Origin of the sequence: Mesorhizobium sp. J18, from assembly GCF_007829525.1 — a bacterium.
Classification (GTDB): Bacteria; Pseudomonadota; Alphaproteobacteria; order Rhizobiales; family Rhizobiaceae; genus VLJP01.
Genome location: NZ_VLJP01000021.1, coordinates 1,376 through 25,714 on the forward strand (window position 1 = coordinate 1,376; position 24,339 = coordinate 25,714).

Annotated in this window: 27 protein-coding genes, 1 tRNA gene and 1 pseudogene; 6 read left to right on the forward strand and 23 right to left on the reverse strand. The window is 59.9% G+C overall.

Annotated elements, in window-relative coordinates; all coding sequences use genetic code 11:
• Positions 1-673: 673 nt before the first annotated feature.
• The 3 genes and pseudogenes from L598_RS09635 to L598_RS09645 all read right to left on the reverse strand — a co-directional run bounded on the left by L598_RS09635 (position 674) and on the right by L598_RS09645 (position 1,841).
• Positions 674-751 (reverse strand) — tRNA-Arg (locus L598_RS09635).
• Between the two features lie 332 nt (positions 752-1,083).
• Positions 1,084-1,427, reverse strand: a pseudogene (locus L598_RS09640) (DUF2958 domain-containing protein).
• 90 nt (positions 1,428-1,517) lie between these two features.
• On the reverse strand, positions 1,518-1,841 hold the full coding sequence (locus tag L598_RS09645; RefSeq protein WP_144861988.1) for a DUF736 family protein: 324 nt from the start codon (positions 1,839-1,841) through the stop codon (positions 1,518-1,520).
• Positions 1,842-2,497: 656 nt separating this feature from the next.
• On the opposite strand from L598_RS09645, the gene L598_RS09650 reads away from it, so the two are divergent.
• Positions 2,498-2,764 carry a hypothetical protein gene (locus L598_RS09650; RefSeq protein WP_144861990.1) on the forward strand — a complete coding sequence of 89 codons (267 nt, stop codon included), beginning with the start codon at positions 2,498-2,500 and terminating at the stop codon, positions 2,762-2,764.
• Positions 2,765-2,907: 143 nt separating this feature from the next.
• Here the strand turns inward: L598_RS09650 and L598_RS09655 are convergent, their stop codons facing one another.
• Entirely contained in the window at positions 2,908-3,120 is a 213-nt protein-coding gene (locus tag L598_RS09655) for a helix-turn-helix transcriptional regulator (protein WP_144861992.1), read from the reverse strand.
• Positions 3,121-3,273: 153 nt separating this feature from the next.
• Here L598_RS09655 and L598_RS09660 point away from each other — a divergent pair, with 153 nt between their 5' ends.
• Positions 3,274-3,525 carry a DUF2285 domain-containing protein gene (locus L598_RS09660; protein WP_144861994.1) on the forward strand — a complete coding sequence of 84 codons (252 nt, stop codon included), beginning with the start codon at positions 3,274-3,276 and terminating at the stop codon, positions 3,523-3,525.
• A gap of 28 nt (positions 3,526-3,553) precedes the next feature.
• On the opposite strand, the gene L598_RS09665 is transcribed toward L598_RS09660, so the two are convergent.
• From L598_RS09665 to L598_RS09720, 12 genes are all read right to left on the reverse strand, one after another.
• Positions 3,554-4,069 (reverse strand): DUF2285 domain-containing protein, encoded by a 516-nt coding sequence (locus L598_RS09665; RefSeq protein ID WP_246658702.1) that lies wholly within the window; start codon positions 4,067-4,069, stop codon positions 3,554-3,556.
• Positions 4,070-4,359: 290 nt separating this feature from the next.
• A complete protein-coding gene (locus L598_RS09670; protein WP_144861996.1) occupies positions 4,360-4,992 on the reverse strand; it encodes an acyl-homoserine-lactone synthase in 633 nt (210 codons plus the stop codon).
• Between the two features lie 223 nt (positions 4,993-5,215).
• The gene (locus tag L598_RS09675) at positions 5,216-6,166 is read right to left on the reverse strand and encodes an FAD-binding oxidoreductase (RefSeq protein ID WP_144861998.1); all 951 of its coding nucleotides are present in this window, start codon (positions 6,164-6,166) and stop codon (positions 5,216-5,218) included.
• Complete coding sequence (locus tag L598_RS09680) at positions 6,166-6,717, reverse strand: pyridoxamine 5'-phosphate oxidase family protein (RefSeq protein ID WP_144862000.1); 552 nt, start codon at positions 6,715-6,717, stop codon at positions 6,166-6,168. The genes L598_RS09675 and L598_RS09680 overlap by 1 nt, the downstream gene beginning before the upstream one ends.
• 78 nt (positions 6,718-6,795) lie before the next feature.
• Complete coding sequence (locus L598_RS09685) at positions 6,796-7,737, reverse strand: branched-chain amino acid ABC transporter permease (RefSeq protein WP_144862002.1); 942 nt, start codon at positions 7,735-7,737, stop codon at positions 6,796-6,798.
• A complete protein-coding gene (locus L598_RS09690) occupies positions 7,737-8,618 on the reverse strand; it encodes a branched-chain amino acid ABC transporter permease (protein WP_144862004.1) in 882 nt (293 codons plus the stop codon). The genes L598_RS09685 and L598_RS09690 overlap by 1 nt, the downstream gene beginning before the upstream one ends.
• A complete protein-coding gene (locus L598_RS09695) occupies positions 8,615-9,349 on the reverse strand; it encodes an ABC transporter ATP-binding protein (protein WP_186444994.1) in 735 nt (244 codons plus the stop codon). Before L598_RS09695 ends, L598_RS09690 begins: the two co-directional genes overlap by 4 nt.
• Positions 9,346-10,101: an ABC transporter ATP-binding protein gene (locus tag L598_RS09700; protein WP_144862006.1), complete on the reverse strand. Its 756-nt coding sequence runs from the start codon at positions 10,099-10,101 to the stop codon at positions 9,346-9,348. The genes L598_RS09695 and L598_RS09700 overlap by 4 nt, the downstream gene beginning before the upstream one ends.
• Positions 10,102-10,171: 70 nt before the next feature.
• A complete protein-coding gene (locus L598_RS09705; RefSeq protein ID WP_186444995.1) occupies positions 10,172-11,407 on the reverse strand; it encodes an ABC transporter substrate-binding protein in 1,236 nt (411 codons plus the stop codon).
• A 33-nt stretch (positions 11,408-11,440) separates the two neighbouring features.
• Positions 11,441-12,757: an ArgE/DapE family deacylase gene (locus L598_RS09710; protein WP_144862010.1), complete on the reverse strand. Its 1,317-nt coding sequence runs from the start codon at positions 12,755-12,757 to the stop codon at positions 11,441-11,443.
• Positions 12,758-12,799: 42 nt separating this feature from the next.
• Complete coding sequence (locus L598_RS09715) at positions 12,800-13,465, reverse strand: isochorismatase family cysteine hydrolase (protein WP_144862012.1); 666 nt, start codon at positions 13,463-13,465, stop codon at positions 12,800-12,802.
• A complete protein-coding gene (locus L598_RS09720; RefSeq protein ID WP_246658703.1) occupies positions 13,462-14,232 on the reverse strand; it encodes an N-formylglutamate amidohydrolase in 771 nt (256 codons plus the stop codon). Before L598_RS09720 ends, L598_RS09715 begins: the two co-directional genes overlap by 4 nt.
• A 233-nt stretch (positions 14,233-14,465) precedes the next feature.
• Between L598_RS09720 and L598_RS09725 the strand changes: the two genes are divergently transcribed.
• A complete protein-coding gene (locus tag L598_RS09725) occupies positions 14,466-15,365 on the forward strand; it encodes a MurR/RpiR family transcriptional regulator (protein ID WP_144862014.1) in 900 nt (299 codons plus the stop codon).
• Positions 15,355-16,668: a glutamine synthetase family protein gene (locus L598_RS09730; RefSeq protein WP_144862016.1), complete on the forward strand. Its 1,314-nt coding sequence runs from the start codon at positions 15,355-15,357 to the stop codon at positions 16,666-16,668. The genes L598_RS09725 and L598_RS09730 overlap by 11 nt, the downstream gene beginning before the upstream one ends.
• Positions 16,669-16,674: 6 nt before the next feature.
• On the opposite strand, the gene L598_RS09735 is transcribed toward L598_RS09730, so the two are convergent.
• Both L598_RS09735 and L598_RS09740 read right to left on the reverse strand, forming a co-directional pair.
• Entirely contained in the window at positions 16,675-17,733 is a 1,059-nt protein-coding gene (locus tag L598_RS09735) for an ornithine cyclodeaminase (RefSeq protein WP_144862070.1), read from the reverse strand.
• A gap of 5 nt (positions 17,734-17,738) precedes the next feature.
• Positions 17,739-18,644 carry a MurR/RpiR family transcriptional regulator gene (locus tag L598_RS09740; RefSeq protein ID WP_144862018.1) on the reverse strand — a complete coding sequence of 302 codons (906 nt, stop codon included), beginning with the start codon at positions 18,642-18,644 and terminating at the stop codon, positions 17,739-17,741.
• 162 nt (positions 18,645-18,806) lie between these two features.
• Here L598_RS09740 and L598_RS09745 point away from each other — a divergent pair, with 162 nt between their 5' ends.
• On the forward strand, positions 18,807-20,027 hold the full coding sequence (locus L598_RS09745; protein WP_144862020.1) for an amidohydrolase: 1,221 nt from the start codon (positions 18,807-18,809) through the stop codon (positions 20,025-20,027).
• A 189-nt stretch (positions 20,028-20,216) separates the two neighbouring features.
• On the opposite strand, the gene L598_RS09750 is transcribed toward L598_RS09745, so the two are convergent.
• The gene (locus L598_RS09750) at positions 20,217-20,435 is read right to left on the reverse strand and encodes a helix-turn-helix transcriptional regulator (RefSeq protein ID WP_144862022.1); all 219 of its coding nucleotides are present in this window, start codon (positions 20,433-20,435) and stop codon (positions 20,217-20,219) included.
• Between the two features lie 119 nt (positions 20,436-20,554).
• Between L598_RS09750 and L598_RS09755 the strand changes: the two genes are divergently transcribed.
• On the forward strand, positions 20,555-20,821 hold the full coding sequence (locus L598_RS09755) for a DUF2285 domain-containing protein (protein WP_144862024.1): 267 nt from the start codon (positions 20,555-20,557) through the stop codon (positions 20,819-20,821).
• 163 nt (positions 20,822-20,984) lie between these two features.
• Here the strand turns inward: L598_RS09755 and L598_RS09765 are convergent, their stop codons facing one another.
• The 4 genes from L598_RS09765 to L598_RS09780 form a co-directional block, all read right to left on the reverse strand.
• The gene (locus L598_RS09765) at positions 20,985-21,719 is read right to left on the reverse strand and encodes a LuxR family transcriptional regulator (protein WP_144862026.1); all 735 of its coding nucleotides are present in this window, start codon (positions 21,717-21,719) and stop codon (positions 20,985-20,987) included.
• 103 nt (positions 21,720-21,822) lie between these two features.
• Positions 21,823-22,677 carry a pantoate--beta-alanine ligase gene (gene panC, locus L598_RS09770; protein ID WP_144862027.1) on the reverse strand — a complete coding sequence of 285 codons (855 nt, stop codon included), beginning with the start codon at positions 22,675-22,677 and terminating at the stop codon, positions 21,823-21,825.
• A complete protein-coding gene (gene panB, locus L598_RS09775) occupies positions 22,674-23,504 on the reverse strand; it encodes a 3-methyl-2-oxobutanoate hydroxymethyltransferase (RefSeq protein ID WP_144862029.1) in 831 nt (276 codons plus the stop codon). Before panB ends, panC begins: the two co-directional genes overlap by 4 nt.
• A 56-nt stretch (positions 23,505-23,560) precedes the next feature.
• The gene (locus L598_RS09780) at positions 23,561-24,334 is read right to left on the reverse strand and encodes an enoyl-CoA hydratase (protein WP_144862031.1); all 774 of its coding nucleotides are present in this window, start codon (positions 24,332-24,334) and stop codon (positions 23,561-23,563) included.
• Positions 24,335-24,339 lie beyond the last annotated feature (5 nt).

Genomic DNA, 24,339 nt, shown 5'->3' on the forward strand with positions numbered 1-24,339 from the left:
AGTCAACCGTGAGAGTTTCGGGCGACCCCGCCCACAGGTCAACAAGCCGGCTGCAGGGAAATGACCTAGACACATGGAGACGGGGTATGAACGCGATGAAGGCAGCGAGCAGACGAAGTGCGGCGGCGGGTCTTGTGCGCCCCCGCGGATGCCGAGCCGGACCGGCGGAGTGTGCCTATGCGATAACGGCCCGACAGGTATTCCGGCGCCACGATCGAGCGCAGGCAGCAGCGAGGCTGATAGCTGCATTATTTATTGCGCTGCCCCGGCGCTTGGGCGGCAGAATGTGCAGCCAAGGCCCACCCGAAGAAAGCACGAGCGTTGGCTATCGGAAGCCGGCGTTCAGGGTGGTAAGCTCATTCGGAGACAAACAGCGGCGGCCGAACTTTTTCCATTAATCGGCAGTGCGGAAGCCGCCGCGACTGGTGTAGCTGGTATCCATGATTGTCATCAGCGCGGCAATCAGTTCGCGATTGACCGCAACCGTTCTTGCCCCGACACAAGTCACGAATGATCCATTTCGGCCTCTTGCCGGTCTCGGGGACACAGCAAATCGAGAGCGCCATGAAGATCTTCGCCCTTGTTCTGTCCGCCGATATGCTTGGTTCCATCAGCTGCCTATTCTTTGCCCAGAGATCGCGCAAACGCCTTCGCGATCTTCTATCGATAGCGATGGTGCGCTCGGCAGGGTTCGAACCTACAACCCCCAGATCCGAAGTCTGGTGCTCTATCCAGCTTGAGCTACGAGCGCGTATGGATCATCTCTCAGCTTCCTGCCGGTGTTGTTCCTGGTGGCAATTGAGAAAACTTGCGGGTTCGTCGGCATCTTCCTTCTGCATGCCGACCATGGTGCGGCTTCCCGTTTCGCCAGGTCGGCCTGTGTTGACGTCCAGGACGGTCCATGTACCGTCCGGCTCTTTCCTGAGGTCGTAGCGGTGATTCACAGGGTCATGTTAAGGAGGAGCGGCTGGTGGTGCAAATTCGCTAACCGCCCTCGAGGCCATCAAAGAAGCGGGTTCGCTGTCTGGGGCTGGTCCCAAAAATCACCGCCGACACGAATGTCGGCGGCGGCCCTGCCTGACGTCACAGGATGATGGCACCAGTTGCAGCGGCAAGGCGGGCATATTCGGAAAGCGGCCGGTCGGCGGCAAAATAAACGTCGCGTTCCACGGGCAGTCCGAGCGCGCCGCGACTTCGAGGATTTCCGAAAGCCGAACGGAACCGGGTTCGGCGAACCCGAGGCCCAGATCGCATAACCCGTAAAGAATGTCCGGATCCTCGGGATCGGCCTCGGCAATCAGCCAGGTCGCATTGGCGTCAGGGGTAAAGAGCTTGACGACCGGATAAGGATCGAAGTCGGGGTTGCGTGCGGCTTTGCGGCCGTTTTCCAGAAGCACTTCGAGATGTTTGTCAGTGATGAGACGCATGAGATGATTTCCTTGTGTGTGTGAGGATGGCCGTTATGGCGGCTGGATCGGAGAAGGCCGGCCCACTGTTGTCGGGCCGGCCCACGATGCTCAGCCCGGCGGATTCCAGAGGATCACCTTCCTGGCCGGATCGTTTCCGGGAGCGGGTGCAACGTTGCCGTAGATGACACCGATCTCCGGAGCCGATAGCTTGACGGCGGTATATTCCTCGCCGGTCTGCTTCGAGACGCGGTTCCAACCGGCGCCGAGTTCAAAGCCGCTGCGGCGCACGATGACGCGGAAGTCGGGGGCGTCGTCATTTGCCTTCATGGCATTGGGCACGATGGCGATCGGGGCATTGATGCTGAGGGTCGCAAGCACGCCTTCGAGCGAGCCGTCGTTCTTGCGGGTCAGGGTTGCGATTGTGGTGGCCATTGTCTTGTCTCCTTCGGTTGCTCGGGACCATTCCCGATGGAGCCAAAGGAGGGGAGCGCGTGCCGCCGTCACCGAGCGAAGTCGAGGGGAACCCCCTTGCGGGGTTGGCGGCATGAGGCGGGCGCTCTTCTACAAGGGCGACAGAAAGCGGGATTGGTCTTCGAAGCGACCGATCAGGTGGAGACGGGGACAAGGCCACTTTGCAGCTGTGGCCGCAACGACATGCTTGAAGCACCGTCGACAATTCCCCTCACGTCATGCCATCCGTGCCAGAAATCGGTGATAACAGAAGCGTTTGCCGGGGCTGACTTCGCGTCATTGCCCGCGGTGGTTCTTCAACTCTGCCAATCGGAAAATACCGTCAAAGGCAACATCAGGCAGGGACGATCAACCCTGCCAGAGAGGCTGGCACGGCTGGCTGGCAACTGCCAGAGGTGCCCTATTCTGTCACTGAGACAACCGGCGCAATTTCCCGACCCTTGCCAAGGGGTCCGGCAGTTATACATAACGAAAGGCTCCCACGGGCGCACCGCTTTACCCGTTTTCACTGGCCTTGTAAGAAGCCACAAACGGTCCGCAACGTCATCGCCAGAACCATCTGTCGGCATCGAAGGACGCCGTAAATCAAATAGCCTATCGCGACAGCGAGCGACATCATGAAAACCCAAGCCCGGCCCTTCCAGATCGAGATCAAGCAGCGCGGCAAGAAAATTGCTGGACCCAAGACGTCTATCTGGACCGAGGAGCCGATGACCGGCGAGCACCCGGCCGTTGCTGATCATCACCAACTGCCGCCGGCCGAACCGGCAGCGCCGCGAAATCAGCAGAAGTCTAGTTCGACCGCCAGGATTCTGCCGGATCTGTCGTCGCAGCCTGAGACAGCCGGCGGCGATCCCAGCGTCAGGCGCCGCAGAAACGGCTAGGGTTTACCCGGACGGCAGAGATTGCCTGAGCCTGGCGAAGACAAAGCGGGCTCAGTTCGCGAGAACCCGGCGCGCCGATCGGCCCACGGGAGCCGATATGGTTGCGATCCCGCAATGCAGGACTGTTCCCCACATTGCTTCTATTACTGTGGCGGTTTGATTAGCTCACAAGGATCAACGTTGAGTGCTTCTGCTAGCCGACCTAACACGCTGACGCTTGCAGAAACCCGAGCGCGCTCGATCGAACCCACGTAGCGCATGCTGAGTTCCGCGCGGGCCGCCAATTCCTCCTGCGTCAGGTCCTGATCATGGCGCAAACGACGCATGTTGACTGCCATGACCTCCTTGAGGTCCATGGCGCGATAGGGACCAGAATGAGAACTATCGTTCTAGGAACGATAGTTCCTATTCGCTATATAGTGGGCTAATGGAGGGCCTTGGTCTGTCCGATCACAGTTGGACCACAGGAACTTATTGCTGGATCACCTCTAATCAGGACAACGATCGTGATGAAATTCGAGATTCATGATGAAGTCCCCTTGTCAGACAGCCTGACCATCTATGACAGGGACCACTTCACGATCTATATGAGGCTTCTGGATGCGTCTGCGGACGATGCCAGCGAGGAAGAGATGGCGCGGCTCATTCTCGGCATTGATCCTTTGGCCGAACCGGAGCGTGCCCGAAAAGCAGTTCGCAGCCATCTCGAACGAGCAAACTGGATAGTTACGACGGGATACAAGGAACTGTTCGCACCTTGATCGGTGTGGACGAAGTCATCCTGATCGTTCAGGCAAAGAATTCCCGATATCCGCCATTCATGAGCCTTTGGCCGCGCCGGATCGCACGACGAATGCGATCGCGGAGGTGATCGCCCGGATCCCCCCAGTCGGCCGCGACGCGTTCAACGCCCAGCAAGGCCACGGCGATTTCGCGATGCGATGCACCGGTTAGCGAGGCATCGAGTGCCTGGAGGACAAAGCGCAGGCGATTGCCGCGTGCCTCAGCTGGATACAGCCTCTCCGGGATTTGCCCAGTCGCCCGGAGAGCGTTGAGGCACTCCAACGCATTTATCCGATATTTCAACTGATCAACGGGCCAGATCGCATCGATGCGCAGATGAACGGGTTGTTCGACATCTGCCCCCTCCAGAGCGAGTTGGAGATCACGGTCGGCTAACCGAAGCAAGACATGCTGCCGACCGTCAGCCGCTCTCAGGAACGCTGGTCGAAAAGGCAATGCAGTCAAGTCGAACAAAAATCCTGCCKACGCCGATGAAGCCTGTTCCGCAATGACCGGCAGCACATGCGGGCATTGGCTTGGGCACCAGAACACGAGCGCGTCATTCCCAAGGGAGCTTGCGAAACAGAAGTCCCCACCGTCTCAGATCGATTGGCAATCTCATGACAACGAGAGCCGAGCGCTTCTTCATATACTCGACCTTGTCCAAGGCGTGCTTCAGATCCCGCTGAAACGCTTGATTGCGTCGCAGGAACTCCCAGGCCCAACCGCGCCGCGTCAAACGCCGCGTGTACCCATAGGTACTTTCATCCCGCCAATCCGGCCAATCGGCTAGTTTGCCTATTAGAGCCATATCAAGCTGCACTTGAAACCACTGGAGTCCACAGCACCGGACTGGCGAGACTGCCATTGTGGCGAATCGCGGCAAGGCTTTCGTTGGAGACGTCCAGAAAGCCTGCCACAGCGCGCGTGGTGCCAATTTCCTGCGGCTCGCCGATCCGATCCAGCGGCCAGCCAGCACGACGCAGGATTCGTTCCATGCGCAAATCGGTCACGGTCACGATCCTGCGCAGTCGGCGCGACAGGCCGAATTCGATCATGCCGGCGAATAGCTCGTATGTGCCGAGCGCAATGCCTCCCTCCCCTTTCGGCGTAGATGGCGGCAGATCGAGCGCAAAACGACTGCTTTCCCAGATATGTTCCGTCTGGGGCGCCGATACGCCCCCTAAAAGAACTGGAAAAGTGTCACGCAGCATTGTGGGTCCTGCAGATGGCAGAAGACGAACGCAACCGTTGATGCTGCCCTCATCGCCGCGCAGCAGCAGGTAGTGCGGTTTCAGGGCATCGAAGGCATCGATCTCGAATTTACCGTCCGTCGGCACGTCCCAGCCCAGCCGCCTTTTGAAGACGCGGTACCGCAGGCGGTGCATTTGATGAAGTTCGTTAGCGAAGTCGCCGTACCGGTCGGGGGCAATGAGCATCATCATGGGTAACCTCCTGGCAGGAATGACCCTGCCATTGGAGGCGAATGCTCATGTCAGCACAGCCTGTGCACACGCACAGGTGGTTCAGGTTTCTCCGGGATTGGGGATCGTGAGGCGGCCAGTCGTGCATTGCTCCAGTTGACGCCAATATCCCTTCGCCAAGGCAATCGGCTACACGGCAAATAGAATACGCTGCGTAGAAACAACCCTTTTGGAACGCGAGAGACTACGTGCCATGGATGAACTCCTCGTTCAGTACATCCACTGCTTCAAAGCCTTGGGCAAAAAGCTGTGCGCGGGCCGCACCGACCATACCAGGTGGCCCGCATAGGTAGGCTTCAGTGCCGGGGGCAAGCGGAACTGACGTAACTTCCCGCAGCGCCTCAACGGCATTGGCTTCAATGCCCGGCCAGCCGGCATCGGCCCGATCGGCGGCCAGGATAAGTTCGAGCGGCAGTCTGGCGGCAAGCCTGCGCAATACCTGCAGCGCATAAGCATCGGCGGAATGCGAGAAGCCTACCACCATCGCGAGCGGAGGGCACCCGTTTGCTGGATCGATGCTTGAGAGCATCGAGACAATAGGCGCCAGTCCTGTTCCGCCGGCAACAAACAATTTCGGCTTTGGTGTTAAGCGCAGATAGAAGATGCCGAACGGGCCGCGCACGGTGAAGGCATCCTCCGGCTTTGCACGATCGTTCAGATAGGTCGACATGCCGCCGCCCGGCAGGTCACGCACATGCAGTACCTGTTCGTCGGCCGACGGCGGATTGGCCATGGAGAAGCGGCGGGAACCATCTACGCCGGGAAAGCTCAGCTCGACATACTGGCCCGGCAGAAAGGGCAGCGGAAATTGCAGCCGGTAGCGAATTTCCCACACGGACCGCGATACACGCGAAAAGGAGTTGATCCTGGCGCGCCGCAGCGTGGGTGGCGTCACTTCGGTGCGCCTGTACGGCAATTGAAGCGAAAGACCGGGACTTGCCGGCGTAATGCAAAGTGGCACCTCTTCGCCGCTCTCATTGCGCGCCACGCAGGTGTGGCACGTTCCCTTCCGGCAGTCGTTCGCCAGCAGCGCGCCCGCCTTTTCTGCCGATGACAGTATGCTTTCCCCATCGAGCGGCGCGAAATGCATCACCTCGCCGTCAGAAAAAATGATCCGTATGTACTGCTGCGGCATCAGAAATCGTCGGAGACGTAGCCGGTGGGCAATCCGTCGATGCTGACGACGTTGTTGGCCAGCCGGTAAGCTTCGATCTCGTCCTCGCTCTGGCCGGAGCTCCACGCGATCAACTCGTCGCGCTCATTCATCTCGCCAACCAGTGGTACCCCCCAGCCGCAGGAAGTGGCGGCGCTATCGACATGCAGACGGAAGACCTGCCGCACGCCCGGAAATTCCGGAAATAGCGACAGAAGAGCCGGCCATTCACCATGATCGGGCCGGATCAACTCGGCCTTGCCATAAAGCCGCAGCGTCATCGGCTTGCCTGAAAAGGCGCAGAACATCATCGTCATGCGGCCGTTCTCGGTGACGTGAGCGGCCGTCTCGTTTCCGCTGCCTGTGAGATCAAGATAGACGACTGTCCGCTCGTCAAGCACGCGCAGTGTGTCGAGCCCTTTGGGCGACAGGTTCACGCGCCCATCCTTCGGGGCGGTGGCGACGAAGAACAGCTTCTGCGCCTCGATGAAGGCCCGCATATCGTCCGGAATCATCTGCCAGCTCAGGCCCATCGTTTTCTCCTTTCCAAAAACGGCGCCGGCGCTCCAATCCTGGCAGCCGCATTTTCCGGCGCGCTACGGGTCCCGACGCTACTTGCGCGAAAAAATCGATGCGAGCCCCTTCGGCAGGAACAGAAGCACCAGCACCATTACAATCGCCACCAGCATGAAGCGGCCCTCGGCCAAGCCGTTCACATTAGCCAGCCCCTCCAGGACGAAGGTCAGGCCAAGAGCGGCGAATATCGGGCCGTAGATGCTTGCCGTGCCGCCGACCAGCACCATGCTGAGAACGAGTGACACGGTCGAGAAATTGAACACTTCCGGTGATGCCACCCGCAGGTAGATGACATAAAAGCCGCCTGCGATACCGGCGAAGAAAGCGCTCGCGACAAGCACTTTCAGCCGTTGCGTGCTGATCGGTATTCCGCGCGAAACCGCGTAGTCCTCATTGTCGCGCAGCGCCTTCAGTGACAGCCCGAAATCCGAACGGACGAGTTGGCGCAGGCAGAACGCGCTGGCGACGAGCAACGCGAAAGCAACGTAGTAGTAGCCGAGCTTGTAGTCGCGAAGGAAATTGTAGCCGAACAGCTCAATAGTGGGTACCCGCACCATGCCTAGCGTCCCGCCCGTGATCTGCGATTGACTAATCACCACTTGCAGCACGAGTTGACTGAAGGCGAACGTCACGAGAACGACATAGACACCCTGGAGCCGCACGACTGGCAGTGCCACGAGCCCCGCCGCAGCCGAAGCCGCCATACCTCCTATCAGCATGGCGATCCACGGATCGATACCAAGAAGCTTGGCACAAAGCCCCGCCGCATAGACCCCGATGCCGAAAAAAGCGATGTGGCCGAAGTTGAATATTCCAGCATAACCGAGGCTGAGATCCCAGCTCGAGGCGACGATCCCATAGATGAAGGCGATGATAAAGAGATGGCGGATATAGGTGTCCTGCACGAAGATCGGCACCAGCAATCCGATAACGAGCAGGAGGGGGATGGCCACCGTTCGCAGCTTGAGGAAAAACATCAGCGGACCACCTTTCCGAGCAGTCCCTGTGGGCGCAGAAGGAGGACGACGATCAGAAGCACAAAGATGATTGAAGGCGTCCAGTAGATGCCGACGAAATAGGTAAGTGCCGCTTCCACGATTCCCATGACGTAGGCGGCAAGAATAGTGCCACTCAGGGACCCCAGCCCTCCAAAGATCACAATGATAAGAGCTTTGACGAGAGGGTCGGTCCCGAAGGAGGGCGTCAGCAGCCGCACGGAGCCGAGCAGGATACCCGTCAATCCCGCCAGCACCGCCGACAGGGCAAAGGTGACGATAAACAGGCGGGAAACGTCAATGCCGATCAGGCGAGCGGCAGCAGAATTCTGGCCCACGGCGCGGATACCACGTCCGATACGGGTGTTGCGCAGGAACAGCCAGAGTGCGCCAAGCAGCAGCGGCGCCACGATGACGATCAGAAGTTCCTGGGCGGAAATGGTGGTGCGGAAAATCTCGACTTTGCCGGGAGCGATCGGTGCGAGTTGCTTCAGCCGTGCTCCCCAGACAAGCTGGATGCCCTTCTCGATCAGGGTCATCGTCGCCAGCGTCGTCATGACGGTGATGAGCAGTATGTCCCTGTGGTCGTAGAAGGGGCGCACAACGGAGCGCTCCATCACGATACCGACGCCAATCAACACAGCCACCGCAACGGCGATACCGGCGGCCAGGCCGAGCCCGAGACCGGCGGCATCCGACATGGTCCATGCGAGATAGGCGCCGAGCGTCATCAGCGCGCCATGCGCGAAATTGAAGATGCCGAGTGTGGTCCATACCAGCGACAGGCCACTTGCCATCAAGGCATAGAGCGAGCCCAGCACGACACCGCTGACGATGATGGCGCTGATCGTGTCGGCGGTCATCGGGTTTTCTCCGCGCCGAAATACATGTCCATGATGTCCTGGTGATCCACCTCGCTGCCGCGATGGATCTCTCGCGTCACCTCGCCATGATCGACAAGATACATGCGCTCGACGAGCGACAACGTGAACACGATGTCCTGCTCGACCAGCAGAAGCGGGATTCCGCGTGCCGAGATTTCGGCGATTGCTTCGGCCAGTTCGTCCTTGAGCTTCGGCGAGAGGCCGAGCGTCGGCTCATCCAGCATGAGCATGCGCGGTGCGCACATCAGGCCGACCCCGATCGAAAGCATCTGGCGCTCGCCGCCCGAAAGTGTCTTGCATTGCTGACGCCGGCGCTCGGCGAGCCGGGGGAAGAGCTGCATCACATAGGCGAGATTGTCCTTGAGAACCCCGCGCGCATGGCGGGTATAGGCGGCCAGCTCGAGGGTCTCGCCTATTTCCATGTCCGGAAAGAGCCAGTTGGCCTGCGCCACATGGATCAGGCCGCGCTCGACGATCTTCTGGGGGGAAAGACCCTGGAGCGTCTCGCCAAGAAAACGGATTTCCCCTGCACGCGGCCAGATGACATGTGAAATCGCGTTGAGCAGGGTCGTCTTGCCATGGCCGTTCGGCCCAAACAGGCCGACGCGCTCCTTGGCGCCGACATGAAGATCGATACCGGTCAGAACGTCGGATGCGTCGTAACCCGCGCGCAGTCCCGTGACCGACAGAGCATTCGCATCCGTGCTCACAACACCGCCTCTCGCTTGCCGAGATACGCTTCCATCACCAGCGGATTGCGTACGACCTCCTGCGGCTTGCCTGAGGCGATGATCGCGCCCTGATTGAGGATCATCAGATGCTGCGATACATCGAGCAGAAGCGGCAGCACGTGCTCGATGAGGACCACGGTGATACCCCGCTCGTGCACTGTGCGCACGAGCCGTGCCAGATCGGCGATCTCCGGTCGCGTCAGCCCCGCCGCGGGTTCATCCAGAAGCAACACCTTCGGCCGGCCGGCAATCGCCGAGGCGATCATCAATTGCTTGCGCTCAAATACAGAAAGCGCCCAGGCAGCCCTGTCCCGGCGCCCCTTGTCGAACGATACATCGTCAAGTGCCTGCTCCGCCGCTGCATGCGCGCTTCGCGAATCAGACTGGCCACAGAACACGGCGCTTGCATAGGCGTTCTCACGCGCACTGAGCGTGGCGAATTCCGCATCCTTCTGAAAGGTCCGCAAGATGCCTGCCCGGCTGATCTGGTGCGGGCGCAAGCGTTCGATCGGCTGCCCCGACAGGAAGACCTGGCCGGAACTGGGACGAAACGGAACCCCCGTGATGATGTTGAACAGCGTGCTCTTGCCGCTGCCGTTGGGGCCGGCAATACCGAATACCTGCCCCTTTTCAACGATGAAGGACACATCGTCGACGGCAACCAGGGCACCAAACCGGCGGGTCAGGTTGCGGGCCTCGAGCAAGGGCGCGTCGTGGGTCTGATCAGCCATGAAACCGACTCTCGGACATACTTGAAGGAGCGGGCGTGGCCGGGCCGCGCGCGGCACGCCCCATCAGCGTCTACTTCATCCAGGGTGGCATGCGGAATTCGCCATCGGCATATTCCGACGGATAGTAGAGGACGCGCTCGCCGTCCCAGATCTGGAGGAACTGGATCGGTATGCCGCCCTCGCCCTGTACCGCGAGATGGGTTTTCGGATCGAAGCGCAGGGGGCCGCTCATCAGTTGCTTCTGCGTCTCGCCGATCGCCTTGCCGATCGCCAGCCGGTCGGTCGGATCTCCAACCTTCTCCAGCGCCTCGGCATAGATGTAGACTTCCTCGTAAAGCAGGGGACCATAACCGCCAGGCTCGCTGCCGTATTTGTCTTTGTACTTCTTCAGGACCTCGGCGGCGCGCGGATTGTTTGGCACGTTGAGCACCCCGCCCAGCAGGTTGTATACGACACCGGTCGAGTGTTCCCTGGTCAATTCGAGGAATTCGGGAACCGATGGCGCATACTGGATGAAGACGAGACTGTTCGTCGGATCCTCCAGGAACTGGGTTAGGAATTTCGCGGCGTTGCCCGGCTGATAGTCGGTATTAATGATGACGGCCGGGTTGTCCTGGCGCACGCGGGCGAGGAACGTTCGCCAGTCGCTGATCTCACCGAAGGGAACGAGATCCGCCGACGTCACGGTCCAACCGGCTTTCTCGAAATTTTCCTTCAACCCGTTCATGATGGTCTTGGAATAGGAATTGTCGGACGAGATGAGCGCCACCTTGTTGTTCGGCAGCTTGAGCTTGCCGCTGTCCTGCAACTCCTTCAGCATCGGCACCATTGCCGTTTCATATCCGTCATAGGACGGCGTTATCGACCAGACGGTCGGGAAGTCGTCCGGATGTGGTGCGATAATACCTTCCGTTTGCGCGGAGTTGGCTGACAGCAAATATGGCATGTCCTGCTCGGCCATCAGCTCGATTTCGAAATTGCTGCCGCTGGCGTAGCCGGTCATCATTGCGTTGACATCGCGATCGCCTGCCAGCCGCTCGAAGGCGCTGGTGACGGCATCAGCTGCCTGATCCTGGGTATCGCCGACCACGATCTCGAGCTTGTAGCCGGCAACGCCGCCGGCGGCATTGATCTCTTCAACGGCGAGCCTGGCGCCATTTACCATCTCGTTGCCGTCGGCAGCGGAGCCTCCGGTGAGCGGCGCCAGGACGCCAATCTTCGCCACCTTGTCTTGCGCATGAGCTTGCAGGCCGGCGAGCATCAGTGCCGCGGCCGCAAAACCGATCGATAAGTATGAATATCTCATGGTCCAGTTCCCCTGTTTTCTCACTGCACTCATTCAACGTACACCGCACCAGTCGATGATGGTCGCGGCAATCACCTTGGTCGTCTCCTTCAACGAGGCGATATCGACATATTCGTCCTTGCCGTGGAATCCGTCGCCGCTGGCCCCGAAGATGACCGCGTCAACACCGGCGCCGGCGTAATGCGCGGCATCGGTCACCGCCTCGAAGCCGCGGACACTCGGCGTCTTGCCTAAAGACGTCTTGTGCTCGATCAGAGATCTGACCAGCGGGTGATCCACAGGCGTGTCCATGGGCGGGAAATAAAGCCCGCCGAGTTTCCACTCCACCGAAATGGGATTCTCGCGCAGCCACCTGTCCTGCTGGCAGAAATGATGCACGAAGGTCTCAAATTCCTTCCGGACCTCATCCGGGTCCTCATTGGGCAGGAACTTGTAGTCGACATCGATGACGGCGACGTCCGGAATGATTGCCGGATTGGTCATAACCACCGGCAGTCCATCCTCGCCGAGTCCTGCGCCAGCGCGTACAACGCCCGGGCTGATCGTGTTTAATCCCGGCGGTACGAGCGGATGATCGCTCGTACGGCAGCGGATGCTTTCGAATTCGCGCATGGCGGTCAGGAAGCGCGTCATCAGCTCTATGACGTTTACTCCGGGCACCGTACGACCAGCAAAATCGTGCTGCGGCCAGATCTCGTTAAAGCGCATGCCGGCATGAGCCTGCCTGCCGCGAATGGTGATGCGGGTCCAGTAGAGCCCTCCCTCGCACGGTAAGACGTTGTCCCAGGTCGGCTCGGCGACGATCGCTCCTTTTGCCAGCTTTCCTTTCGCCACCGCGTCCATCGCGCCGAAGCCGCCGGCTTCCTCATCGACGACGGTATGGATAGACAGACGGCCTTCGAGTTCTATACCGGCCTTGCGGATCGCGCGGGCTGCTGCGATGCAGGAGACGACGCCGGCCTTCATATCGACCGCGCCGCGGCCGTAGATGCGTCCGTTCTTTATCTCTCCGCCAAACGGGTCGACGCTCCAGTCGGACCTCTGTCCTACCGGAACGACATCCACGTGGCCGCACAGGATGAGGCTCCTTTCCTCCGAACCCGGAAACTCGGAAATCAGGTTCGGGCGACCGGGAAAAACATCCCAGCGCTCTGTAGTGCATCCGAAGCCCCTGGTTTCACGCTCGATGCGGTCCTGGACTTCGGCTTCCTTGTTCTGCTCCGGATCCTGGACGAATTTCGGATTGACGGAAGGAATGCGGACAAGATCCTGCGTGAGAGCGATCTCGTAATCCGGATCACCGTCCAGCACCTTCCAGGCCGCCTCCACCGCCTGTTCCCTGCCGCTCATATCTCTTCTCCTCCCTGTTCAGATCCCACGCTGGAACGCCGCTCACGACAGCGCGGAAGGCCTTCGCGTCTCCAGTTCGCCAATGAGCCTGTCTGTGCTGAGCTGGCGACAATAGCCGCTGATAGCGCGCAGAGAATTGTCGTGCCGCTCCTGGCTGTAGGTCGCGCACGCGTCAGGCACGAGCGTCACGAGATAACCCAGATCACAAGCGTCGCGCACAGCCGATTCCACGCACTGGTCCGTCACCAGGCCACAGATCACCAACTGGCGGACACCAAGGTTGCGCAACAGGTAATCGATATGGGTGGAGACAAAGACGCTCGATGAAGATTTCGGCAGAACGATCTCGTCATCGCCTGGTGCCAGTTCATCGATCACCTTTCCGTCCCAGGAGCCTCTCGGCACGTGGAAGCCGGTGATCTTATAGTCGAGACTGCGATCACGGCCGTCCTTCGTCAAGCTCTCAATCGTCGTGTACAGGACCTCTATCTTCGCTTCCCGGAAGGCTTTCTGGAGCCTCTGCATATTGGGAATAACCAACTGCTCGAGCCGCTCGAAATAGTAGGAATAGCGTTCCGCGAGTTCATTTTCCGGCACGTGTCTGAATTCACCGCCCTCGCGCCGGACGGAGAAATTCTGCACATCGATGACGAGCAGTGCTGACTGCTTCGGATCGAGCGGCACCTCCCGTGTCAGTACTCCCGTCATGGCCGGGCCTCTTTCTCCAGCGTTCTTTCTATCGCCACCGCCAAAAGGTCCGCCCACTCTTCCTGGCCGATCTTGCTGGCAATCAGGTCGTTGCGGATCTCGATCAGGACATGCTCGATGCCGCGACGTTCGCCATGCACGGGAATGGAATAATCGGTTTCATCACCGCCCTGGTAAGGCTGATTGAAAGCCGCCTTGACTTCCGGCCTGAGACTACGCAGCGCATTCATGAGGCGGCGCGCGTAATGATCGTCGCGATTGAACAGCAGACCGATCTCCCACGGCCTGTAGATATTGTTGGCCAGCAGACGTGGTGTGAAGCTGTGGATGTTGACAAGGATAGCCCGTTTCGGGTCGGGCTGCCCATCAAGCAGCCGGTCAATTTCGGCATGGAATACGTTATGGATCTCCTCATAGCGTCGGCGGCGCGCCGCCTCCGGCAAATGCAGGTTTCCGGGGATCAGGATAGTGTCGCTTGTTTCGGGAAAGCAGTCCGGCGCTTCGTAGCTGCGGTTGCAATCGACGACCAGACGACTATAGGGCTGCAGGACAAGAGGGGCGTCAAGGCGCTGTGCGAGCCGCCGCGCCACACCCGCCGCGCCGATATCCAACGCGATGTGTTTCGCAAAGTCCTCAGGTTGCAATCCGAGATTGCCGAGTTGGGCGGGCACCTCGATGCCGGCATGCTCGCAGACGAGGACGAGGCGCCCCTTCCTGTCGGAGTTGACGGTCTGGAACGGGGGAGGATCGTCCGGTGACAGCAGCATCCCTCCTCTTCCATCGCCAGACATCCCGCTTCGCAGCATCAACCGCCCCTCGCTCGCCGAGCATAGCTCCGCCTCGGGCACCGGCAGCGTATTCGGTGCACCACAGGCTGTGAACACTGATTGTGGATTACGATTGGAACGAAAATTTCAGATCAAAGTCAACGTAGTTTCTCATATTGATTTGTTTTTTTCACGATGGAATAGTCAAGGCAATCGTAGCGGAACGGATTTCTATGACCAGCGACACGCGCGCGAAGAGCCTCAAGGCACGGATTACCGAGCTGATGGACGGGCTCACAGTGAGCGAGAGGAAGGTGTCGAGCGTGCTTCTGGCCGATTATCCATACGGCGGACTGGTGACCATTCAGGAGCTGGCCAAGAGATCACGCGTAAGCGCGCCATCGATAACGCGCTTCATCGCCAAGCTCGGCTTCGCTGGCTACCAGGATTTCCAACGTCATTTGATCGGTGAGCTCAAGGAGCGTGAACTGTCTCCTATCGAGCTGAAATTGACCGAGGCACCGGCGAGCGGCTCTCATTTCCTGGAGGACTATACCCGCCGTCTCATCGGCCAGATGGAATTCATGGCGCAGAACATACCGCCGCAGCAATTCGAGAAGGTCTGCGCGCTGGTCTCCGACCCATCGCGCGATATCTACATTCTAGGCGGCCGCGTCACCGACAGCATCGCGCTTCTCCTCTCGATCCATCTGAGGCAGATCCGCAGCCGCATATATCATATGCCGGCAAATCCCGAGGTCTGGCCCGAATATGTCCTGCGCATGCGCAAGCAGGACGTGGTGATCCTTTTCGACCTGCGCCGCTATCAGCCGAACCTCGCCCGCCTGGCGCATATCGTCGCGAAGAAGCGGCAGGCTTCCGTCATCGCTGTAACCGACAAGTGGCTGTCGCCGATCGCCACACACGCAGCCCATGTTTTCCCCCTGCCGGTCGAGTTGGCAACGGCCTGGGACACCCAGATATGCCTGGTCGCACTGGTCGAGGCGATGATTGTACGCGTGTCCGAGGCGAACTGGTCTGCCACCCGCAAACGTATCGAATCCTGGGACGCGATCCGTTTTGAACTATCCGATAACAGCCAGGACAGGGAGGAAGGCCCAGATGAAGACTGAGGACGTCGTCTACGCCTGCACGTGCGACATAGCGGGCAAGGTACGCGGCAAGGGCTTTCCGGCCGCCGATTTCGAGAAGAGGCTGAAGCGCGGCATCGGCTGGGCACCAACCAATGTGCAGATAACGTGCTTCGACGCGATTGCCGAGAGCCCTTTCGGCTCGCTCGGCGACATGGTTCTCATTCCCGACCCGGAAACGCGGGTGACGATCCGCGACGAGCCACTCGGCCTGTCCGAGGACTTCGTCCTCGGCGATATTCGCCATACAGACGGGCAGGCATGGGGCTGCTGCACAAGGTCGATCCTGAAAGCCGCCCTGGAACGACTCGAACGCACCGCAGGTCTTTCCCTTGTCTGCGCTTTCGAACATGAATTCCAGTTCAAGGGTCTCTCGGCGAAGCTCGGCTCGGCCTATACACTGGCCGGCTTTCGCGAACGTCGGCGCTTCGCCGAGACACTGGTCGCTGCCATGCGTAAGGCCGGGCTCGAGCCGGACACGGTCATGAAGGAATACGGCGCCGAACAGTTCGAGATAACCAACGCGCCGCGGGTCGGAGTGAGGGCGGCCGACGAGGCTGTCATCCTCAGGGAAGTGGTGCGTGCCGTGGCACTTGTTACTGGCGAGGAGGTCACTTTCACACCATTGCGCGATCCCGCGGGGGTCGGTAATGGCGTGCACATCCATCTCAGCTTTCTCGATGCGGACGGCAAACCGGCCACTTACGATCCGCAGGCCCGCCACGGGTTGAGTGTTCATGCCGCGCGTTTTATTGCCGGTGTGCTCAAATATCTGGATTCGTTCGTCGCGCTGACTGCGCCCAGCCTGATCTCCTACGGCAGGCTGACGCCGCATCGCTGGAGTGCGGCTTTCAATAATCTCGGCGTCCAGGACCGCGAGGCCTCTGTCCGCATATGCCCCGTGTCCGCGATGAGTGACATCGATCGCGCGCGCCAGTTCAATTTCGAATTCAGGGCCGCGGACGCGACCGCCAGCCCTTATCTTCAGCTTGCCGCGATCGTGCATGCCGGGGCCGCCGGCATCGAGGAAGGGCTCGAATGTCCGGAGGCGACGCAGGAAGACCTGTCGCTGCTTTCAGAGGATGCCCTGGCGCTGCGCGGCCTGGGGCGCCTGCCACGGTCCCTCCCCTCGGCGCTTGAGCGCTTTCAGGCGAGCGAGACTGTCAAAGGCTGGTTCGCACCGGATTTCGTTGAAGTTTATCGGCTCCACAAACTGGGCGAGATGGCCTATCTCAAGGATCGCAGCGAGCAGGAGATCGCGGCGGCTTATGAGATCGCGTACTGACGCGGGTCAGTCCTTCGCGGACGCGCGCAGCAGCATACCGAACAGGTCGCGCGGCTCGTCAGGGTCGGCGAGCAGGTCCAGTTCCTCAAAGAACCCGGTGGCCGGCAGCCGGTCGCGTACATAGCGCAGCGACGAGAAATCCTCGATCGCGAACCCCACGGAATCGAACAGCGTGATCTGCTCCGCGCCGGTCCGGCCCGGCGCATTGCCGGCGATCACCTGCCAAAGCTCTGTCACTTTGTGATCGGGCGCCAATTGCTGGACCTCCCCTTCGATGCGTGTCTGCGGCGAGAACTCTACGAAGATGTCCGAGCGCAGCAGGATATCGCGGTGCAGTTCGGTCTTTCCCGGGCAGTCGCCGCCGACGGCGTTGATATGGACGCCGGCGCCAACCATGTTGTCGGTGAGAATGGTGGCCGACTGTTTGTCGGCGGTGACGGTGGTAATGATCCCGGCCGTTTCCACAGCCTCTTGCGCGGACTGGCAGACTGTGATGTCGAGGCCGAACTTCGCAAGGTTTCCGGCGCATTTCGCGGAAGCGGCGGGATCGATGTCGTACAGTCTGATCTTGTCGATCCCGAGAAGCGTTCTGAACGCCAAAGCCTGGAACTCCGACTGCGCACCGTTGCCGATCACAGCCATGGTGCGAGTGCCTTTCGGCGCCAGGTATCGGGCCACCATGGCGGAAGTCGCGGCGGTGCGCAGCGCCGTCAGAATGGTCATTTCGGTGAGCAGCATCGGATAACCGTTGCCGAGATCCGCAAGCACGCCGAACGCAGTCACGGTCTGCCGGCCCTCGCGCGTGTTCTTCGGATGACCGTTGACATATTTGAAGCCGTAGAGGCGGCCGTTGCTCGTCGGCATCAGTTCGATCACACCGTCATGCGTATGCGCCCCGATCCGCGGTTTCTTGTCGAACGATTCCCAGCGCCGGAAATCCTCCTCGATATAGGTGGCAAGCTCGGCGAGAAACCGCTCGACGCCGATCGCAAGCACCAGCTTCATCATGGAATCGACGCTGACGAAGGGAACGATATTCAGCTTCGGGACCGTTCCTGCCGGCATGTTCGTCATTTCTCGTTCCTCCTTGCTGGTCGAGTCCCGGTACCGTCGTCAACATCCTCGACGTCCAGCGTCACCGCATTGGCATGACGGACCTCTTCCAGTCGCTCGATGCGGGCGCGTGCATCCTCTCCCAGCGTGGAAAGGATGCGGGCGACGAGTGCCTCCACCTGCGCCAGAGCCGGCACGAGCGTATCGTAAGGCGAGGCGACGTCGAGCGGACTGACGATCGTCACCTCCGCATACTCCGCCACTGGCGAGAACCATTGATCGGTGAAGAGCAGGATGCGCACGCCTCGTGCCGCCGCCTGGCGTGCGAACGCCATCACGTCAAGCTGGTAGCGGCGATAGTCGAAGACGACGAGGACATCCTTGCGGCCGAGATCCGCGAGCATGTCGAAGGTCTGGACCGACAAGGCGCCGAGATCGAGCACCCCCGGCCGGAACTGTATGAGATAGCCAGCGAAGATCGCGGCCACATGACGACTGAAACGGCCGCCCAGCAGAACGACGCTGCCCCTCGCCTCCATGATAAGCCTGCTCGCGCGGTCATAACTCTGCATGGGCGTGGCGCCCGCCGATCGCTCGATCGCCTTGTCGATCGATTCCATGTAGGAAAGCACGACATTCTCGTCGGACTTGCCCGGTTGCTTCGTCTCCATCATGAGGAGCGGAGAATGCAGCCGGGCTTCCACTTCAGCCATGAGGCTTGCCTGGAAATCGGAAAATCCCGCGAAGCCGAGCTTCGTGACCAGGCGAACGACGGTGGGATCGCTCACCCCGGCGCGCTTTGCCAGGCTGGTCGCAGTACCCAACCCGGACGTGGGGTATTCGGCCAGCAGCAGCCGGACGATCTTCTCCTCCGACCGGGTCAGCAAGAGTCCCTCACTCGTCAAAAGATCACGGACCGCCAATGCCTATCTCCAGGGTTCTGGACCCGTGTGCGGCCCCGCCAAGAGCGAAATGAAATCTACATTTCTATGAAGTTATGTCAATTATGAAGGCATATTGACACACATGTCCGCGAGGCCTTTACTAGACGGATTGCGGAACGGCGAACTGACCCGAGGTGCACCATGAGCTTGTCAGTTGATAAGAACCTGGTCGATGATGTCACGAAATGGCGCCGACATCTCCATGCCCACCCAGAAACGGCATTTGAGGAGAAGGCGACCGCCGATTTCGTTGCGGCCAAGCTTCAGGAATTCGGGATCGAGATTCACCGTGGGCTCGGCGAGACGGGCGTGGTCGGCACTCTCAAACGGGGCACGAGTCCCGTTGCGGTCGGTCTTCGCGCCGACATGGATGCCTTGTTCATCCATGAAGAAAACGGGATGGAGTATCGCTCGAAGGTCGACGGGAAAATGCACGCCTGCGGCCATGACGGCCACACGGCGATGCTTCTCGGAGCCGCCCGCTACCTTGCGGAGAAAGGCGATTTCGACGGTATTGTGCGGTTCATCTTCCAGCCGGCGGAAGAAACCGGGGACGAGCGGTGCGGCGGGAACGTCATGGTCAAGGATGGCTTGTTCGAGAAATTCCCGGTCGAGGCGGTCTTCGGGCTGCACAACTGGCCAAGCAGCATGGCAGGCAGCTTTCAGATGCGCCCCGGACCGATGCTGGCTTCGATCGACACGTTCGAGTTCTCGATCAACAGCAGCCTTGCCCATCCGGGAACACAGTTCCTCGTTCCGGATCCACTTCTCATCGCGACCCGCATCGTCCAGGACATGCACGCCTTCAAGGCGCGCTACCTCAACCCGGCCGAGGCCGTGGTGCTTTCAATCACACAGTTCCAGAGCGGTGACCCGAAAGATCGTCAGGGCGTTCACGTCACGCCCGCTACGGCCGTGGTGCGCGGCACGCTATATACGCTCAATGACGCCGTGCGCGACGACTTTGAAGCCGGCCTGGAGAAGATTGTCCGGCATGCGGCCGAAGCGGCCGGAGCCGGCCATGAGTTCATGTTCGAACGCGGCTACCCTGTCCTGATCAATTCCGAAAAGGAAACCCGGTTTGCCGCTTCAGTTGCCCGGGAGGTCGTCGGCCCCGAGCTCGTCGAAGACAACATGAAGCCGGTGATGGGTGCCGAGGATTTCGCCTTCCTTCTGAACGGCAGACCTGGATGCTACGTTTTCCTTGGTGCGCACCGCGAGGGCGAAGCCCCGCGCCATCTTCATAATCCGAATTACGATTTCAACGACGACATCATAGCGACCGGGATCAGCTATTGGGTCACAGTCGCACAACGCTATCTGAAGGAGGCATCCGCGGCGCGTGGGGCAAATCCGCTCTAAAGCGCAAGCGGATGGCTTAGTAGGTGACTACGTTCCTGGCACAAACCGCGCTGGCCGAACGTCCGGCGACCTTCAACAGGCAGGGGCGAAGCCGAATACTGAGCCTTGTCGAAGAGAACGGTTTGGTCACAAGCATCTGCGCGTGCCGTCAGACGCGCGGGAGCCGGCTGGCCTGGCTGATCGGAAAATCTAATCCTGCTCGTCTGGACGGACGAGTTCCACATGGTTCACACGAAGTGCCGATGCCAGTTCATAGAGTGTGACGATAGTGGGATTTCTGCGGCCTTTTTCGAGACCGCTAATGTACTGCTGGCTAAAACCGGAAATCTCGGCAAGCTGCTCCTGTGTCAGGCCGGCCTTCTCCCTGATTTTGCGTGCATTCCGTCCGACCAGCTTGCGCATGTCCATGCGCCATGGTCAGCCGATCAAACGCCTTGAGTTTATCAACTATAGTATGTATTCCACATCGATCGACTGGAACCGGTTCACAGATTACGGATAGCAGTCTTTTCAAAATACCATCGACCATGTGGCAGCCTAATCCGAAACAAGAAATCGCCAATGAAGTTCCCTGGTCGGACGACCTGACGGCCTATGACAGGGATCACTTCACGATCTATATGAGGCTTCTGGATGCGTCTGCGGACGATGCCAGCGAGGATGAGATGGCGCGGCTCATCCTCGGCATTGATCCTTTGGCCGAACCGGAGCGTGCCCGAAAAGCAGTTCGCAGCCATCTCGACCGGGCAAACTGGATGGTTACGACGGGATACAAGGAACTGTTCGCGCCCTGAGGCGCGGTACCGCAGGCGGTGCATCTGATGGAGTTCGTTGGCAAAGTCGCCGTACCGGTCGGGTGCAATGAGCAGCATCATTGGGTGACCTCCTCGCAGGAATAACGCTGTCATTGGAGGCGAATGCTGATGTCAGCACAGCCTGTGCACATGCACAGGTGGTTCAGGTTTGTCCCGGATTTGAGAATCGCGACGCGGCCAGTCGTGCCACGGCCTGGACGACAGTGCGGACGCCGAGCTTTTTCTTCGCATTGTCGAGATGGAAAGAAGCGGTGCGCCGGGTAATCCCAAGTATGCTGCCGATATCCCCGGCAGACTTGCCGCGGGCGGCCCATTGCAGGCATTCGTATTCGCGGTGTGTCAGCAAAACGCCATCCACCACCCGATCGGCCGAGAGTTTCTTCCGCACCCCGATATGGAAGCACGTGGCCATAAGCTGCAGCGCCTGCTCATATCGCTCGGCGACGCGGAAGAAGGTCGGACTGGACTCATCGGCAGCGAAAGTCACCGCAGCCGTTCTGCCACGGCGATCATGGATGGGTATCGTCAGGCCGCAACGAATACCGAATTCGGCGGCCTCATCGAAAAGCCGTTGCTGTGGCTTTGACGTACCATGTCGCCCGAAGTCTGACCCCCACCGAAACGGATGCTTACCGCCTCTCGCCTGCACAATAACCGGGTCGATCGTGTCATATCGGTTGCGCATGTAGTGCGACGTCCAGCAAGGCGGATAATTGGATATCAGCCTGGGTGTTCCGGCGGCTTTCAGCGGCAGAGACAAATAGGCGAAAGCAGGAATATCGAACTCGCTGATCGTACTGGCCAGAGCAGCGCGGAAATCCACCTCATCGACACCCACGGACAAACGTTCCACAAACGTTTCGAAGACCGACTGCACTGCTCCAGTTGCCCCTTTGTCCAAGGCACGCGGGAGATTAGCTACGTTCCCACGCCAAATTCAGCCTTTACCTCATTGTGCGGTCTGCTCGCAGGCGCGCGCGTTAAACATTGTGCACTACTTCCACATTATCGATGAGGCGCGTCTCGCCAAGCCAGGCGGCCGCGAGCAAACGGGCTGGCCGGTCCGCGACATTGAGCGGAGAGAGGTCATCCTCAGCCCGCAGTTCGAGATATTCGACGCTGCTATAACCTGCGGCGCGAATGGCTTTGCTCGCCTCTGCAAGCACCTTCTCCACACGGTCCCCTACCGACAGTTGTTTAGCTGCAGCGAAAAGGACTTCGGCGAGCTTCGGTGCCGCCTGACGTTCGGCGGCAGATAGTCGGACATTGCGCGACGACATTGCCAGACCGTCGTCCTCGCGTACGGTCGGACAGGCAATGACATCGATGGGCAAGTCGAGATCGCGGACGAGCCGGCGCACCACATGCAGTTGCTGGAAATCCTTCTCGCCGAAGAAGGCGAAATCGGCGCCGGTCTGAAGGAACAGCTTCGTCACGATGGTCGCCACGCCATCAAAATGGCCGGCGCGGTGCGCACCGCACAGCCCCTTGCTGACCCCACTCACCGAAACCGTCGTAGCAAAGCTTTCCGGATAGATTTCTCCTCCATCGGGAGCATAGAGGATATGGGCGCCGAGCGGCGCCAGCTTGGCGGCATCTTCATGCTCTGTGCGTGGGTAGGCGGCCAGATCGGCGGCATTGTTGAACTGTTTCGGGTTGACGAAAAGCGTCACGATGACCCGGTCGGTTTTTTCGAGAGCCGCGCGCACCAAGCTCAGATGCCCTTCATGCAGGGCGCCCATAGTTGGTACGACGCCAACCGTCAGGTTTTCCTGCCGCCAGCCAGTAACGACCCTGCGCAAATCTGCCACCGTCCGGATGATGGGAACGCTCATGTCTGGTCTCCTCGTTCGATGTCTTTCGTAGTGTGGCCAAAGACATGCTCAATTCCGGGAAACCGGCGCTCCCTTACGTCCCGCGCATAAGCCGCAATCGCCGTTTCTGCAGCCTGCGCAAGTTCGGTGTAGCGTTTGACGAATTTCGGCCGAAAGTCACCGAACAGACCCAGCATGTCATCGACGACAAGGATCTGACCATCACAGGCCGGCGAGGCGCCGATACCGATCGTCGGAATTGTGATTTCCTCCGTGATCCGGCGGGCGAGCGTCTCCGGCACCTTCTCCAGTACGAGTGCGAAGGCGCCTGCCTCGGCGACCGCCAGAGCGTCGCGCATAACCCGATCGGCGTCTTCGCCTTTGCCCTGAACCCGATAGCCACCGAAGCTATTGACGGCCTGCGGCGTCAGCCCGACATGGGCCATCACCGGCACGCCGCGACTGGCAAGAAACTGGATCGTCTCGGCCATCACCTCGCCACCTTCCAGCTTGACCGCTGCGCAGCCGGTCTCCGCCATCACGCGGGCGGCGTTGCAAAAGGCCTGCTCTGGACCTTCCTCGTAGGAGCCGAATGGCATGTCGACGACCATCAGGGCCCGTTCCAGCCCGCGTCGTACGGCCTTGCCGTGCAGGATCATCATCTCCAGCGTCACACCGAGAGTGGAAGGGAGACCATGCAGCACCATGCCGACGCTATCGCCTACAAGCACGATATCGCAGTGTGGATCGACCAGCCGGGCAACGGGTGTGGTATAGGCAGTAAGGCAGACCAGCGGCGTCTTGCCTTTGGCCACTGCAATGTTCGCCAGAGTTAAGGTCTTGCTCATCCCGTCAACGAAGTGCCCCCATGTAGTTTCACTCCACAGTGTGCCGTGCGCGACCGCTAGCGGTTACAAAAAGCAGCGGTTCGTTTCTCAACAAATGCGGCCATGCCCTCCTTTTGGTCTTCCAAGGCGAACATTGAGTGGAATACCCGCCGCTCGAAGCGAAGCCCCTCAGAAAGAGTGGTTTCGTAGGCGCGACTTATGGTCTCCTTCGTCATCATCGCCACCGGAAGGGACATCCGAGCGATCAATTCGGCCGTCTTGATCGCCTCATCGAGGAGGTTGTCGGCGGAGACGACGCGCGAAACGAGGCCTACACGCTCCGCCTCAGCCGCATCCATCATCCGGCCGGTCAAACACATCTCCATCGCTTTGGATTTTCCGACGAGCCGCGTCAGCCGCTGGCTGCCCCCCATGCCGGGCATGACGCCGAGCTTAATCTCAGGTTGGCCGAACTTCGCCGTGTCGGCCGCCAGAATGAAGTCGCACATCATTGCGAGCTCACAACCACCGCCAAGTGCGAAACCCGCAACGGCCGCAATGACTGGCGTACGTACCTCTGTCAACTTCTGCCAGGCTGAAAACCAGTCGCTGTGATACATATCGATGAAGGACTGCTCCGCCATCTCCTTGATATCAGCGCCCGCAGCGAATGCGCGCTCCGAGCCGGTAATGATGATGCAACCAATCGACGAGTCCGCATCAAAGGCTGCAGCCGCCGAGGTAAGCTCTCGCGTCAATTGCAAATTGATCGCATTGAGTGCGTCCGGCCGGTTTAACGTGATCAGGCCGACCCGCCCTTTTGCTTCGGCTATGATTGTCTCAAATACCATCGCTC

Excerpts from the sequence above, each read along its gene's own strand:
- L598_RS09690 (WP_144862004.1), bottom strand. The coding sequence starts at position 8,618 with ATGACCGCCGACACGATCAGCGCCATCATCGTCAGCGGTGTCGTGCTG.
- L598_RS09755 (WP_144862024.1), top strand. The coding sequence starts at position 20,555 with ATGTGGCAGCCTAATCCGAAACAAGAAATCGCCAATGAAGTTCCCTGG.
- panB (WP_144862029.1), bottom strand. The coding sequence starts at position 23,504 with ATGAGCAAGACCTTAACTCTGGCGAACATTGCAGTGGCCAAAGGCAAG.
- L598_RS09735 (WP_144862070.1), bottom strand. The coding sequence starts at position 17,733 with ATGCCGGCAGGAACGGTCCCGAAGCTGAATATCGTTCCCTTCGTCAGC.
- L598_RS09745 (WP_144862020.1), top strand. The coding sequence starts at position 18,807 with ATGAGCTTGTCAGTTGATAAGAACCTGGTCGATGATGTCACGAAATGG.
- L598_RS09720 (WP_246658703.1), bottom strand. The coding sequence starts at position 14,232 with ATGCTGCTGTCACCGGACGATCCTCCCCCGTTCCAGACCGTCAACTCC.
- L598_RS09685 (WP_144862002.1), bottom strand. The coding sequence starts at position 7,737 with ATGTTTTTCCTCAAGCTGCGAACGGTGGCCATCCCCCTCCTGCTCGTT.
- L598_RS09750 (WP_144862022.1), bottom strand. The coding sequence starts at position 20,435 with ATGGACATGCGCAAGCTGGTCGGACGGAATGCACGCAAAATCAGGGAG.
- panC (WP_144862027.1), bottom strand. The coding sequence starts at position 22,677 with ATGAGCGTTCCCATCATCCGGACGGTGGCAGATTTGCGCAGGGTCGTT.
- L598_RS09725 (WP_144862014.1), top strand. The coding sequence starts at position 14,466 with ATGACCAGCGACACGCGCGCGAAGAGCCTCAAGGCACGGATTACCGAG.
- L598_RS09680 (WP_144862000.1), bottom strand. The coding sequence starts at position 6,717 with ATGGGCCTGAGCTGGCAGATGATTCCGGACGATATGCGGGCCTTCATC.
- L598_RS09780 (WP_144862031.1), bottom strand. The coding sequence starts at position 24,334 with ATGGTATTTGAGACAATCATAGCCGAAGCAAAAGGGCGGGTCGGCCTG.
- L598_RS09655 (WP_144861992.1), bottom strand. The coding sequence starts at position 3,120 with ATGGACCTCAAGGAGGTCATGGCAGTCAACATGCGTCGTTTGCGCCAT.
- L598_RS09710 (WP_144862010.1), bottom strand. The coding sequence starts at position 12,757 with ATGAGCGGCAGGGAACAGGCGGTGGAGGCGGCCTGGAAGGTGCTGGAC.
- L598_RS09645 (WP_144861988.1), bottom strand. The coding sequence starts at position 1,841 with ATGGCCACCACAATCGCAACCCTGACCCGCAAGAACGACGGCTCGCTC.
- L598_RS09670 (WP_144861996.1), bottom strand. The coding sequence starts at position 4,992 with ATGATGATGCTCATTGCCCCCGACCGGTACGGCGACTTCGCTAACGAA.
- L598_RS09715 (WP_144862012.1), bottom strand. The coding sequence starts at position 13,465 with ATGACGGGAGTACTGACACGGGAGGTGCCGCTCGATCCGAAGCAGTCA.
- L598_RS09660 (WP_144861994.1), top strand. The coding sequence starts at position 3,274 with ATGAAATTCGAGATTCATGATGAAGTCCCCTTGTCAGACAGCCTGACC.
- L598_RS09675 (WP_144861998.1), bottom strand. The coding sequence starts at position 6,166 with ATGCCGCAGCAGTACATACGGATCATTTTTTCTGACGGCGAGGTGATG.
- L598_RS09650 (WP_144861990.1), top strand. The coding sequence starts at position 2,498 with ATGAAAACCCAAGCCCGGCCCTTCCAGATCGAGATCAAGCAGCGCGGC.
- L598_RS09730 (WP_144862016.1), top strand. The coding sequence starts at position 15,355 with ATGAAGACTGAGGACGTCGTCTACGCCTGCACGTGCGACATAGCGGGC.
- L598_RS09705 (WP_186444995.1), bottom strand. The coding sequence starts at position 11,407 with ATGAGATATTCATACTTATCGATCGGTTTTGCGGCCGCGGCACTGATG.
- L598_RS09700 (WP_144862006.1), bottom strand. The coding sequence starts at position 10,101 with ATGGCTGATCAGACCCACGACGCGCCCTTGCTCGAGGCCCGCAACCTG.